Origin of the sequence: Sphingomonas sp. Leaf34 (genome assembly GCF_001421805.1) — a bacterium.
In the GTDB taxonomy this organism is placed as follows: domain Bacteria; phylum Pseudomonadota; class Alphaproteobacteria; order Sphingomonadales; family Sphingomonadaceae; genus Sphingomonas.
The window spans coordinates 525,485-539,346 of record NZ_LMLC01000005.1 but is presented as its reverse complement, the minus strand read 5'-3'; the positions used below and the strand labels follow the sequence as shown (position 1 = coordinate 539,346).

The 13,862-nt window shown below is 67.6% G+C and carries 8 protein-coding genes; 7 read left to right on the top strand and 1 reads right to left on the bottom strand.

Translation table 11 applies throughout. The features are described from left to right. The first annotated feature begins 56 nt into the window (after positions 1 to 56). The 5 genes from scpA (at position 57) to ASF00_RS16800 (ending at position 8,638) form a co-directional block, all read left to right on the top strand. Complete coding sequence (gene scpA, locus ASF00_RS16820) at positions 57 to 2,327, top strand: methylmalonyl-CoA mutase (RefSeq protein WP_055882005.1); 2,271 nt, start codon at positions 57 to 59, stop codon at positions 2,325 to 2,327. Continuing rightward, positions 2,324 to 3,412, top strand: a complete 1,089-nt coding sequence (gene bioB, locus ASF00_RS16815; RefSeq protein WP_082463510.1) for a biotin synthase BioB — start codon at positions 2,324 to 2,326, stop codon at positions 3,410 to 3,412. Before scpA ends, bioB begins: the two co-directional genes overlap by 4 nt. Then, positions 3,403 to 3,765, top strand: coding sequence for a lysozyme inhibitor LprI family protein (locus ASF00_RS16810; protein ID WP_055882002.1), 363 nt, complete (start codon positions 3,403 to 3,405; stop codon positions 3,763 to 3,765). The genes bioB and ASF00_RS16810 overlap by 10 nt, the downstream gene beginning before the upstream one ends. Before the next feature lie 55 nt (positions 3,766 to 3,820). After that, positions 3,821 to 5,905 carry an acetyl-CoA carboxylase biotin carboxylase subunit gene (locus ASF00_RS16805; protein WP_055882000.1) on the top strand — a complete coding sequence of 695 codons (2,085 nt, stop codon included), beginning with the start codon at positions 3,821 to 3,823 and terminating at the stop codon, positions 5,903 to 5,905. Positions 5,906 to 6,244: 339 nt separating this feature from the next. Further along, on the top strand, positions 6,245 to 8,638 hold the full coding sequence (locus tag ASF00_RS16800; RefSeq protein ID WP_055881996.1) for a DUF3772 domain-containing protein: 2,394 nt from the start codon (positions 6,245 to 6,247) through the stop codon (positions 8,636 to 8,638). Here ASF00_RS16800 and ASF00_RS16795 read toward each other — a convergent pair. Beyond that, complete coding sequence (locus ASF00_RS16795) at positions 8,635 to 9,651, bottom strand: spore coat protein U domain-containing protein (RefSeq protein ID WP_055881993.1); 1,017 nt, start codon at positions 9,649 to 9,651, stop codon at positions 8,635 to 8,637. The two genes, ASF00_RS16800 and ASF00_RS16795, sit on opposite strands and share 4 nt — an antisense overlap. Positions 9,652 to 9,825: 174 nt before the next feature. Here ASF00_RS16795 and ASF00_RS16790 point away from each other — a divergent pair, with 174 nt between their 5' ends. Further along, positions 9,826 to 11,148, top strand: coding sequence for a sugar porter family MFS transporter (locus tag ASF00_RS16790; protein ID WP_055881990.1), 1,323 nt, complete (start codon positions 9,826 to 9,828; stop codon positions 11,146 to 11,148). Positions 11,149 to 11,232: 84 nt separating this feature from the next. Beyond that, positions 11,233 to 13,845: a TonB-dependent receptor plug domain-containing protein gene (locus ASF00_RS16785; RefSeq protein ID WP_055881986.1), complete on the top strand. Its 2,613-nt coding sequence runs from the start codon at positions 11,233 to 11,235 to the stop codon at positions 13,843 to 13,845. Positions 13,846 to 13,862: the final 17 nt, after the last annotated feature.

The window sequence follows — 13,862 nt, the reverse complement described above, 5'->3', positions numbered from 1 at the left end:
CGTTACTGCGATCTTTCCAATTGGGCCCCGGCCTCCGCCGGGGTGGTGTTTTAAGCATGACTGACAAACCGAACCCAACCCTCGCCGACTGGCAGGCGCTCGCCGCCAAGGAAGTCAAAGGCGCCGACCTCACCTGGGCCACCCCGGAGGGGATCGACGTCAAGCCGCTCTACACCGCGGACGATGTCACCGCCGACCCCGGCCTCCCCGGTTTCGCGCCGTTCACGCGCGGCGTCCGCGCCTCGATGTACGCCGGCCGCCCGTGGACGATCCGGCAATATGCGGGCTTCTCCACCGCGGAGGCGTCGAACGCGTTCTACCGCCGCAACCTTGCCGCGGGGCAGAAGGGGCTCTCGGTCGCGTTCGATCTCGCCACGCACCGCGGTTACGACAGCGACCATCCGCGCGTCACCGGCGACGTCGGCAAGGCAGGCGTCGCGATCGATTCGGTCGAGGACATGAAGATCCTGTTCGACGGCATCCCGCTCGACAAGATGTCGGTCAGCATGACGATGAACGGCGCGGTGATCCCGATCCTCGCCTTCTTCATCGTCGCGGGCGAGGAGCAGGGCGTGCCGCGGCACCTGCTCGACGGGACCATCCAGAACGACATCCTCAAGGAGTTCATGGTCCGCAACACCTATATCTACCCGCCCGAGCCGAGCATGCGAATTATCTCGGACATCTTCGGCTATACGAGCCGCGAGATGCCCAAGTTCAACAGCATCTCGATCAGCGGCTATCACATGCAGGAGGCGGGGGCGACGCAGCTCCACGAGCTCGCCTTCACGATCGCCGACGGCATGGAATACGTCAAATACGGCGTCGCGAGCGGGCTCGACATCGACAAGTTTGCCGGCCGGCTCTCGTTCTTCTTCGCGATCGGCATGAACTTCTTCATGGAGATCGCCAAGCTGCGCGCCGCGCGCGTGCTGTGGCACCGCGCGATGACGCAGCTCGGCGCGCAGGACGAACGCTCGAAGATGCTGCGCACGCATTGCCAGACGTCGGGCGTGTCGCTCACCGAGCAGGATCCGTACAACAACGTCATGCGCACGACGATCGAGGCGATGGCGGCGATGCTGGGGGGCACGCAGTCGCTCCACACCAACGCGCTCGACGAGGCGATCGCGCTGCCGACCGATTTCTCGGCTCGCATCGCGCGCAACACGCAGATCGTGCTGCAGGAAGAGACGGGGATGACCAAGGTCGTCGATCCGCTCGGTGGCAGCTATTATATCGAGAGCCTGACGCAGAGCCTGGTCGACGGCGCGTGGACGCTGATCGAGCGGATCCAGGCCGAGGGCGGGATGGCCAAGGCGGTCGCGGCGGGCTGGCCCAAGGCGATGATCGAGGAAGCCGCCGCCGGCCGCCAGGCGCGCGTCGATCGCGGCGAGGACGTCATCGTCGGCGTGAACAAGTACAAGCTCGCCGAACAGGACGCGATCGAGATCCTCGACGTGGACAACGTCGCGGTGCGCGCCGGCCAGGTCGAACGGATCGCGCGCGTGAAGGCGACGCGCGACGAGGATGCGTGCCGTGCCGCGCTCGATGCGCTGCGCGAGGGCGCGCGAATTCCTCCCCGGAACGGGGAGGGGGACCAGCCAACGGCTGGTGGAGGGGGGGCTCCACACACGGATACGCCCGTGGACACCCCCCTCCGTCAGCCTTCGGCTGCCACCTCCCCGGATCGGGGAGGATTTGAGAACAACCTCCTCGCGCTCGCCGTCGAATGCGCCCGCGCCCGCGCGACGCTCGGCGAGATTTCGTCGGCGATGGAGGACGTGTTCGGGCGCTACGGCACGCAGCCCACCCCCGTGTCGGGCGTCTATGGTGGCGCGTATGAGGACGATGCGCGCTGGACGCGGCTGACCGACGGTGTCGAAGCTACCGAGCGCCGTCTTGGTCGCAAACCGCGCATGCTTGTCGCAAAGATGGGGCAAGACGGGCATGACCGCGGCGCCAACCTCGTCTCATCGATGTTCGGCGACCTGGGGTTCGAGATCGTGCCGGGCGCGCTGTTCCAGACCCCGGCGGAGGTCGCCGCGCTGGCGCTTGCCAAGGACGTCGACATCGTCGGCGCCTCCAGCCTTGCGGCAGGGCACAAGACGCTGATCCCCGAGCTGATCGGCCATCTGCGCGAGGCGGGGCGCGCGGATATCAAGGTGATCGCGGGTGGCGTTATTCCCGCACAGGACTATCAGGCGCTGCGTGATGCCGGGGTCCAGGCGATCTTCGGACCCGGCACCAACCTGATCCAGGCCGCCGAGGACGTCTTGAAGCTCCTCGGCCACAATATGGGCCCGCAAGAGGAAGCCGCAGAATGACCGATACCCTTCTCCGTTCTCCTGCGCCCGCAGGAGCCCAGTCTTCAGAGCGCGGCGTTCGCGACACTGGGCTCCCGCGCGCGCAGCAGACCACCAGGACCGACTGGACCCGCCCGGAAATCGCCGCGCTGTTCGACCTGCCGTTCGACGAACTCATGTACCGCGCGCAGACCGTCCACCGCGCGCATCACGCGGTCAGCGAAGTGCAGCTGTGCACGTTGCTGTCGATCAAGACCGGCGGCTGCCCCGAGGATTGCGGCTATTGCTCGCAGTCCGTCTCGTCGGACTCCGGCCTCAAGGCGGAAAAGCTGATGGACGTCGACGCCGTCCTCGCCGACGCCGCGCAGGCCAAGGCGGCCGGCTCGCAGCGTTTCTGCATGGGCGCCGCCTGGCGCAACCCTAAGCCGCGCGACATGCCGAAGGTCGTGGCGATGGTCGAGGGCGTCCGCGCGATGGGGCTCGAGACGTGCATGACGCTCGGCATGCTCGACGCGGACCAGGCGAAGCAGCTCGCCGACGCCGGCCTCGATTACTACAACCACAATATTGACACCTCGCCGGAGAATTACGGCAACGTCATCACCACGCGCACCTTCGGCGATCGGCTGGAGACGCTGGCGAACGTCCGCGACGCGGGCATTTCGGTGTGCTGCGGCGGGATCGTCGGGATGGGTGAGACGCGCAGCGACCGCGTCGGCTTCGTCCACGCGCTCGCCACGCTGCCGCGTCACCCGGAGAGCGTTCCCGTCAACGCGCTGGTCCCGGTCAAGGGGACGGTGCTGGGCAACATGCTCGCCGACACGCCGCTGGGCCGAATCGACGACATCGAATTCGTCCGGACCGTCGCGGTCGCGCGGATCACGATGCCGCTGAGCATGGTGCGGCTGTCAGCTGGGCGCGAGAGCATGTCCGAGGCGACTCAGGCGCTCTGCTTCATGGCGGGCGCGAACTCGATCTTCACCGGCGACAAGCTGCTGACCACGGGCAACGCCGGCGACAGCGCCGATGCAACATTGCTCGCGAAGCTGGGGATGACGCCGATGGTCGGGCCGGAACCGATGCGCGAGGCCAAGACATGCTGCTGATCGCGCTGTTGCTGACCGCCGCCGCGCCGATCCAGACGCAGGCCGACATGAACCGGTCCGCGGGCACGAGCTACACGCAGGCGGATGCGGCGATGACCGCGCAGTGGAAGCGCACCTATGCCTATATGAAGCGGCGCGATGCGCAGGACGGGTCGCGCGGCGGCGGGTTCGGTTATGCCGCGGCGTTGCTCGAGAGCCAGCGCGCCTGGCTCAAGTTCCGCGACACGCAATGCGTGATCGAGGGCGGGCAATATGCCGGCGGTTCGGCGCAGGGCATGACGACCGCCGGGTGCCGCACCGACCTGACCAAGGCCCGGACGGCGCAGCTCAAATCGATGATTTGGTACCAGTAACCCCAAGTCCGCACCCGGGCCATGTCCGGGGAGACGGCACAGAGTAGGGCGAGAGATGTTCAAGAAAATCCTGGTCGCCAATCGCGGCGAGATCGCGTGTCGGGTCATGCGGACCGCCAAGGCGATGGGCATCAAGACCGTCGCGGTCTACTCCGATGCCGATTCGCGCAGCCCGCACGTCCTGATGGCGGATGAGGCGGTCCGGCTCGGGCCGGCACCCGCCGCCGACAGCTATCTCAAGGCCGAGCTGATCCTGCTCGCCGCCAAGGAGACGGGCGCGGACTGCATCCACCCCGGTTACGGCTTCCTGTCCGAGCGCGAGAGTTTCGCGCTGGCGTGCGCCGAGGCGGGCATCGCGTTCGTCGGGCCACCGCCGGCCGCGATCGCCGCGATGGGCGACAAGATCGAATCGAAGAAGCTCGCCAAGGCGGCGGGCGTCAACGTCGTCCCGGGCTATCTCGGCGAAATCGACAGCACCGATCACGCGGTCGAGATCGCAGGCGGCATCGGCTATCCGGTGATGATGAAGGCATCGGCGGGCGGCGGCGGCAAGGGCATGCGCCTGGCCTATAGCGAGCAGGACGTCCGCGAAGGCTTCGAGGCGACCAAGCGCGAGGGGCTGGCGTCGTTCGGCGATGACCGCGTGTTCATCGAGAAATTCATCGAAAGCCCGCGGCATATCGAGATCCAGCTGATCGGCGATCAGCACGGCAACATCATCTATCTCAACGAGCGCGAATGCTCGATCCAGCGGCGGCACCAGAAGGTCGTCGAGGAGGCGCCGTCGCCGTTCGTCACGCCCAAGATGCGCAAAGCCATGGGCGAGCAGGCGGTCGCGCTGGCGCGCGCGGTCGGCTATTATTCCGCCGGGACGGTCGAGCTGATCGTGTCGGGGGCGGATACGACGGGGGAGGGGTTCTACTTCCTCGAGATGAACACCCGGCTCCAGGTGGAGCATCCGGTGACCGAGGAGATCACCGGGCTCGATCTGGTCGAACTGATGATCCGCGTCGCCGCCGGCGAGCCGCTCGGCTTTTCGCAGGACGACGTGAAGCTCAACGGCTGGTCGATCGAGAACCGGGTGTACGCCGAGGACCCGTATCGCGGCTTCCTGCCGAGCATCGGGCGTTTGGTCCGGTACAACCCGCCTCTCCCGTTCGCCCTGAGCGAAGTCGAAGGGCATGGCTCGCGCGAAGGTGCTTCGACTGCGCTCAGCACGAACGGGGTGGGAGGCGCGGAGTCCGCCGAACCCCGCGTCCGCGTCGACGACGGCGTCCGCGAGGGCGGCGAGGTCAGCATGTTCTACGACCCGATGATCGCCAAGCTCATCACCTGGGCCCCCACCCGCGACGCCGCGATCGCCGCGCAGATCGCCGCGCTCGATGCGTTCGAGCTCGAGGGGCCGGGCAACAACATCGATTTCCTGTCGGCGATCATGCAGCACCCGCGCTTCCAGTCGGGCGCGCTCACCACCGGCTTCATCGCCGAGGAATATCCCGACGGCTTCCACGGTGCGCCCGCCGATGCCGGCTTGCTCAAGACGCTCGCCGCGGTCGCCGCCTTCGCCGCCACGGCGGAGGCCGACCGTGCGCGCCGTATCGACGGCCAACTCGGCAAGCGCCTCCGCCCGCCCGCCGACTGGTCGGTGACGATCGACAAGATCGACCATGCGGTAAGCGTTTCGACCGACGGCATCGCGGTCGACGGCGAGGACCTCGACCTGTCGCTCGAATACACGCCCGGCGACCGGATGGTGGTCGCCGACGGTCACGGAGTCGATGGCGACGAGCATCTGACGATCCGCATCGCCAAGGCGCGCGCGGGCTTCAAGCTCACCACGCGGGGCGCGAGCCACGTCGCGCGCGTGCTGCCGGCGCGCGTCGCCCCCTATACCGCGCACATGATCGAGAAGGTCGCGCCCGATCTGTCGAAGTTCCTGATCTGCCCGATGCCGGGGCTGCTGGTCCGACTCGACGTCGCGGCGGGCGACAAAGTCGAGGCGGGGCAGCCGCTCGCGGTGGTCGAGGCGATGAAGATGGAGAACATCCTGCGCGCCGAGAAGACCGGCACGGTCAAGTCGGTCGCGGCGAAGACCGGCGACAGCCTTGCGGTCGACCAGGTGATCCTCGAACTCGACTGAGCGCGCGCGAGCGGGCCGGGTCTAGGCCGGGGTGACGGGGGCGCAATGTGTTTCCCCGCGAAGGCGGGGACCCAGTCTGGGCTCCCGCCTTCGCGGGAGAACAAGGGGGTGGGCGTCTGTATTTCGCGACCACGCCCCCATAGGAACACCACCCCGGCGAAGGCCGGGGCCCAAGTGGTAAGGCCCTTGTGACGGCACGCCGACTTTCACCATTATCGGCCCCCAATTGGGCCCCGGCCTTCGCCGGGGTGGTGTTTGCGAGGGCAGCGGCGTGCATCTTGGCCTGGTGATTCCGCCGCCCCCTCCCGTTTACCCGCCCAGCGCTGTAAAGCACCCCGGATGACTCTCCTCCGTTACCTTGCCGCGCTGCTCCTCGCGGTCGCCGCGATCACCGCACTCCCCGCCGCCGCGCAAAACGAGACCAGGGTCGCGACCGTCGCCGCCGGCCTCACCCGGGCTTCGGCCGAGCTCCAGGCGATCGACGATGCCACGCCGGCGGCACGCGACGACAAGGCGCGCCAGGCGTTGCGCGATCGTGCGCAGGCGGTGCAGACCACCGCCGCCGACGCGGTCCGCACGCTGACCCCCGAGATGGCGCTAGTGCAGGCGCGCGTTGCCGAACTCGGCGCGGCGACGCCGGGCGTGGTCGAGGCGCCCGAGATCCGCCAGCAGCGCCGGCTCCTCGCACAGAGCCAGTCGGCGATCGACTCGGCGATCAAGCGCGCCAAGCTGATCGGGATCGAGGCCAAGCAGCAGATCGACGATATCGGCGCGGCCGAGGCGGAGGAGCTCGGCCAGCAACTGTCCGAGAACACCGGCTCGCCGCTGTCGCCGACGCTGTGGGCGGCGATCATCGATCACCTGCCGCGCGACACCGCGCGGCTCACGCGGTTCGCCACCACCGAACTGCGCCAGTTCGCGGCGCGGTTCGATACGCGCGCGGGCACCGGCCTGCTAGTCGGGCTGCTGGCGGCGCTCGTCCTGATCATCCCGCTGCGGCGCTGGCTGCACGGCGTCGGGCGTCGCTATGCGGCCAATCACACGCCCGGCGGCCGGCTGCGCCGCTCGGCCTATGCGTTGTGGCTGGTGGTGATCGGGACCGCACTGCCGGGGTTTGCGGCGTGGGCGATCGTCGCGTCGCTGCGCTGGGGCGGGCTCGTCACGCCCGCGTGGAGCCGGTTCGGCGCGATCTTCGTCGGGATCTCGTGGTTCTGCGCGTTCGTCTCGTCGCTGGGCGGCGCGCTGCTGCTGCGGAGCCAGCCGACGTGGCGGCTGCTGCCGATCGGCGACGCCGCCGCGCAGGCGCTCAGGCCGTATAGCTGGATGGCGGCTGCGCTGATCTTCGGCGGCCAATTGCTGATCGCGACCAACACGCTGATCGGCGTCAGCGCGCCCGCATCGAGCGCGGCCAACGCGGTCGTCGCGCTGTTGCACATCGTCCTGCTCGGCGCGATCCTCGTCACGCTTGGCCGGCTGCGCGCCGCCGCGCTGCCCGATCCGACCAAACCCGCGCGCAACACGCTGCTCGCGATCGTCGCGACGCTCGTCTGGCTGGTTCTGATCGTCGCGCTGATCGCCGGGCTGATCGGCTATGTGAATTTTGCGCTGAAGGTCGCGACATGGCTGGTCTGGGGCGCGATCGTCGGGGCGAGCCTGTACTTGATGATGACCTTCACCGACGACGCCTGCCGGACCTTGCTGTCGAGCGGCAACCGCCTCGGCCGCTCGGCCAACAGCGGTTTCGGCGTCGACAACAAGACCGTCGACCAGATCGGCGTGCTGCTGTCCGCGGTGCTGCGGCTGTTGCTGATCATGCTGGCGGTCGGCGCGGTCATGGCCCCGTTCGGCGCGGGCGTCGGCTCGGCGTTCGAACTGTTCGGGACGGTCGCGAACGGCATCACGATCGGCCAGGTCACGATCTCGCCGGGCGCGGTGCTGCGCTCGCTCGCGGTGCTGTTCGTCGCGCTCGCGATCATGCGCGGGCTGCAGCATTGGCTGGTGAACAGCTACCTGCCGACGACCGCGATGGATGCGGGCGCGCAGAATTCGGTGACGATGGTCGCGCGCTATGCCGGGATCATCGCCGCGGTGCTGTGGTCGCTCGGGGCGCTCGGCATCGGCATGGAAAAGCTCGCGGTCGTGCTAGGCGCGCTGTCGGTCGGGATCGGCTTCGGCCTCCAGGCGATCACGCAGAACTTCGTCTCCGGCCTGATCCTGCTCGCCGAACGCCCGGTCAAGATCGGCGATCTCGTCCGGATCGGCAACATGGAGGGCGACGTGAAACGGATCAACGTCCGCTCAACCGAGATCCAGGTGGCGGATCGATCGACGCTGATCGTGCCCAATTCAGAGCTGATCACCAAGACGATCCAGAACATGACGCTGGCCGCCCCTCTAGGCCGCATCCAGCTGCAATTCTCGGTCCCGCTCGAAGAGGATCTCGATGCCGTGCGCACCATGTTGTTCGCCGCGTTCGCAGACAAGCACGAGGTGCTCGACGACCCGGAGGCGAAGGTGTTCATCGATTCGATCGACGCCGGCCGCGCCAAGTTCAACTGCTTTGCCTATGTGGCGAGCCCGCGCGATGCCTATCCGATCCGCAGCGAACTGCTGTTCACGCTGCTCCGCCAGTTCCGCGAGGCGGGGATCGAGGTGGGGACAACCGCGACCAAGATGGAGCTGGTCGGGTCGTTCGCCCCGACCCCGCAGGCCGGGGACGATAATTCCGGTTAGAACAGCGCATAGGGCAACGACACGCTGAAGCTCGATCCCGCCGCCATCGTGCCACGCGGGCGGACGCGGACAGTGGTGACCGCCTTCGGCGCGGTCGTCGGATCATAGGTCCAGGTGGCGCCGTTGTCCGACGAGAAATCGACGTCGTCGGTCGTGCTCCCTGGCGCGGTGTAGGTGGCGCCGAGCGACGAGGCGGGGGATCCTTCCGTGGGAACGAGATAGGCCGTCGAGGCGGTTCCGTCGCCGTCGAGTGCGATCGCCCCGCGCGTCGGCGTCGGCACGACGACGGCGAGCGTATTGGCGTCGACCGCGACGATGTTGGGGTTGCTCAGCGTGATCGACGTGCGCTGTTTGCTGCCCGGGATGGCGCGCGGATTGACCGTCGTCGACTGCGGGTCCCAGGTCGTGCGCGTGGTGATGACGACCCCGACCGGCTTGGCCTGCACGACCATGGTGATCGACACCGTCGCGGTCACCGGTCCCGTGCTCTGCGTCGAGCCAAGGCAGACCGCGACGCCGACCGTGCACAGCTTCCACTCCCAGGCGAGCTGGAAATTGCCCGTATAGGTGCCCGGTGCAATCTCCGCCGTGGCGGTGGGTTTGACGTAGATCGGGACGTTGCGGACGCTGTTGCCGAGCAGCCCAAGCAGGTTGATGAGCGTGCCGTTCAGATAAAAGAATCTGGTGCCGGGCGTGATCGGCTTGGTCGCGGCGCTGTCGGCGGCGAGCACATAGCTGACGCTGCTGCCGGTGGTGGCGGAGGTCAGCTTGAACGCTTGCGTGCTGGTAGCGGTGACGCTCAGGCTGTCGCCGCTCAGCGCCGTCAGGATCGCGTCGGCGCAGTCGAACCCGGCCGGCACTTTCGCGTAGATCGCGGTGCCCGCCTGTATCGTCGACGAGGGATAGCTGCCGATCGAGGTCGGCCCGGTATTGGCGACGGTACACGCCGCCCATGCCGGGGATGGTGCGACGCAGGCGGCGGCGAACAGCAGTTTCGTCAATCCGGTCGTCAACGTCTCGCCCCTTCGCCCCTGTCGCCGGGATGGGCTAGGGGCCAAGTCGTTAACGCGCCTTCAAAGACTTGATACGGGTGTTTTTGCTGTCTGAAACGGCGTGCAGTGGCCTTGCCGCAAACCGCGAACTGTTCGAAACGGGGGCATGGACGCTTCCCCCGGAACCCGCCGCGCATGAGCGCACAGCCACCGACGACCCGCCCCGGTACGGTCCTGATCGCGAGCATCGCCACCGCCGCGCTGGCGGGCCTGTTGTTCGGGTTCGATACCGCGGTGATCGCCGGCGTCACCGGCGCGCTGAAGGCGAAATTCGCGCTCAGCGAGGCGTGGCTCGGCTTTACCGTCTCGTCGGCACTTTGGGGTACGCTGATCGGCGCGCTGTTCGTGGGGACGCTCGGCGATCGCTACGGCAGCCGCAACGTGTTGCGGATGCTCGCCTTCCTCTACGTGGTCACCGCGCTTGGTTGCGCGCTGGCATGGAACTGGCACAGTTTCATCGGCTTCCGCTTCATCAACGGCATCGCGATCGGCGGTTCGTCGGTGCTCGCACCCGCTTATATCGCCGAACTCGCACCGCCGGCACAGCGCGGCAAGATGGTCGGCGGGTTCCAGTTTGCGGTCATTCTCGGCATCCTGCTCGCCTATGTCTCGAACGCGATCATCGGCGCGCTCGACCTGGGCGATGTCGAGTGGCGGTGGAAGCTGGGGACCTTCGTGGCACCGTCGCTGGTGTTCTTTGCGCTCCTCTTCCGCATTCCGAACTCGCCGCGCTGGCTGCTTGCCAAGCGGCGCGACGCGGAGGCGAAGCAGGTGCTCGCGCTGGTCGGCATGAGTCCGGACGTCGCGCGCGCCGACCTCGATGCGCCCAAGGGCGATTCGTCGCTCTCCTGGATGCGACACCGCAAGCCGATCACGCTCGCCTTCCTGGTTGCGATGTTCAACCAGTTCAGCGGCATCAACGCGTTCCTCTATTACCTCAACGACATCTTCAAGGCGTCTGGCGGCAGCCTGTCGCCGGACCTGCAGGCGGTGATGATCGGCGTCGCCAACATGGTCTTCACGCTGCTCGGGATGCTGCTGATCGACCGGATCGGACGGCGGACGCTGCTGCTATGGGGCTCGGCGGGGATGACCGCCGCGCTCACCGTCGGCGGGCTGGCGCTGCTCGGCGTGCTGCCGGGCTGGCTGCTGCTGCCGTCGCTGATCGTCTTCATCATGTTCTTCGCCCCCGGCTCGGGTGCGGTGATCTGGGTCTATATCTCGGAGGTGTTCCCGCAGAATGTACGTGCGCGCGGCTCGAGTATCGGCTCGTCGAGCCATTGGGGCTGGAACGCGGTGATCGCGCAGGTCTTCCCGATCGCCGCGGCATGGTCGGCAGGGCTACCCTTCCTGTTCTTCGCCGCGATGATGGCGGTGCAGTTCGTGACGGTGTTCCTCTACTTCCCCGAGACGAAGGGCGTACCGCTCGAGGAGATGGACGCGCTGATGGCGCGCTGATCGGTCGTCGAACCGGCATAGTCCTGCGACAATTCTCGGCTAGGGGGAACACCGGGTCGACGGTCGATCCTCGGGGTGACGAGTATGCGTAAACTGGGTCTGGTTCTGGCGGTGAGCCTGCCCGCGATGGCGGCGGCGCAAACCGCGCCATCGCGACCCGCGACCACTCCCGCCGCGCAGGCGGCGGAGCAGGACGAGGGCGCCGAGTCCGAGGAGATCGTCGTCACCGGATCGCGCAAACTGCCCGGCGCGGTGATCGGCGACATTCCGCCCGACCAGACGCTGGGCCAGGCGGAAATCCGATCCTACGGCGTCAGCTCGATCTCCGACCTGCTGAATGAACTCAGTCCGCAGACCACCAGCGGTCGCGGCAGCGGTGGCGCGCCGGTCGTGTTGCTCAACGGCCGCCGGATCTCCAGCTTCTCGGAAATCCGCGACATCCCGACCGAGGCGATCCAGCGCGTCGAAATCCTGCCCGAGGAGGTCGCGCTCAAATACGGCTATCGCGCGGACCAGAAGGTCGTGAACTTCGTCCTGCGCCGCCGCTTCCGCGCGGTAACCGCCGAGGCCGTCGACAAGATGCCCACCGAAGGCGGCAGCACGTCCCCGAATGGCAAGCTCGACCTGCTCAGCATCGCGCGCGACCGCCGCGTCAACCTGCATGCGGAATACAGCTCGACCTCGGCGCTGACCGAGGCCGAGCGCGATATCACGGCCCCCGCGCCGACCGCGACCAGTGCGGTCGGCGCGGACAATGCGATCGTCGATCAGCGGCCGTTCCGCACGCTCCAGTCGGCCAGCAGCACCTTTACCGTGAACAGCGTGTATGCACGCAACATCTTCGGCAACGTCGGGGCGACGATCAACGGCCGCCTCGAATCGACCGACAGCCGCAGCCGCAACGGCCTGCCCGTCGCGACGCTCGACCTCGGCGGCGCCACCCCGCTGTACCGGGCGCTCAACGACGATGGCTTTCTGCCGCTCACCCAGCGCACGTCATCGATCGCGGCGCATCTCGGCACCACGCTTAACGGCGATGTCGGCACGTGGCGCTGGAACGTCACGGGTAATTACGACCGCAGCGACACGCAGACTTTTACCGAGAATGGGGTGGATGCCAGCGCGTTCCAGGCACGGCTCAGGGCTGGCGATCCGACTGCCAACCCGTTCGCGCGCCTCACCACCGGCGATATCGGCGCCGCCGCCGGCAACCGCGCTTATGCGACGCAGAACACCGGCGAGATCAATGCGGTGGCGAACGGCAATCTCTTCAGCCTGCCCGCGGGCGCGGTCTCGACGACGATAAAGTTCGGGGGGCAGACCGCGGATTTCGACAGCCGTTCCTATCGTGCGGGCCTGACACAGCGCGGCCAGGTGTCACGCGATACCGTCAACGGCCAGGTCAATGTCGACCTGCCGCTGACAAGCCGGTCGAGGGACGTGCTGCCGTTCCTCGGCACGCTGTCGGCGAACTTCAATCTCGCTGCGGATCATCTGTCCGACTTCGGCACGCTGACCACGCTCGGCTATGGTGCGAACTGGTCGCCGATCGAAGGCGTGCGCGTCATCGCATCGGTCACCGACACCGACGAGGCACCGACCGCGCAACAGCTCGGCAACCCGTCGATCATTACGCCCAACGTCCGTATCTTCGATTACGTCCGCGGCACGACAGCGACCGTCACGACGATCAGCGGCGGGAATCCCGGGCTCGTCTCGGATAACAACCACGTCAAGAAAGTCGGGCTGACGCTGAAGCCGTGGTCGGCAAAGGACCTGTCGATCACCGCGAACTATGTCGAAAGCCGGGTCGACAATCCGATCGCCGCCTTCCCGTCGGCGACCGCGGCAATCGAAGCGGCGTTTCCCGATCGGTTCACGCGCGACGCCGAGAGAAACCTGCTGCAGGTCGACCGTCGGCCGATCAATTTCGCGCGCAGCGACCGTTCCGAACTGCGCTGGGGGATCAATTTCTCCGCGCCGCTCAAGTCCAAGATCCAGAAGGAACTCGAGGCGTATCGCGCGGGGACCGGTCCCAATCCGTTCGAGGGGCTGCGCCCGCCCGGCGGTGGCCGTCGTGCGGAGGGTGTGGGGGGTGGTACTCCCCGTGGCGGCGGACGAGGCGGCGGCGGACAAGGCGGCGGCGGCCCAGGCGGTGGCGGTCCGGGTGGCGGCGGGCGCGGGTTCGGCGGGCGTGGCGGGCAGGCGGGTGGCCGCCTCCAGTTTGCGGTCTACCACACGTGGCATTTCACCGACCGCGTGCTCGTCGCGAACGGCGGCCCGAGCCTCAATCTGCTGAACGGCGACGCGATCGGCAACAGCGGTGGTCAATCGCGCCATGAACTCGAGGCGCAGGCGGGCTACACCAACAACGGCCTCGGCGCGCGAATCTCCGCCAATTACGCAACCGGTACGCGCGTCAACGGCGGCACTGCGGCCGCCCCGGAGACGCTCAACTTCGGCGGACTCGCGACCGCGAACGCGCGACTGTTCGCCGATCTCGGCCAGCGGCTCGAATGGGTGAAGGCGCACCCGTGGTTGCGCGGCATGCGGGTCAGCCTGTCGGTCGACAATGTGTTCAACACCCGCCAGCGGGTCACGGACGCAACCGGCGCGACGCCGAACACCTACCAGCCGGATTACCTCGATCCTCTCGGCCGTACCGTTCGCCTCAGCATCCGCAAACTGTTCTTCTGAGGCCCTCTACCTGGAGC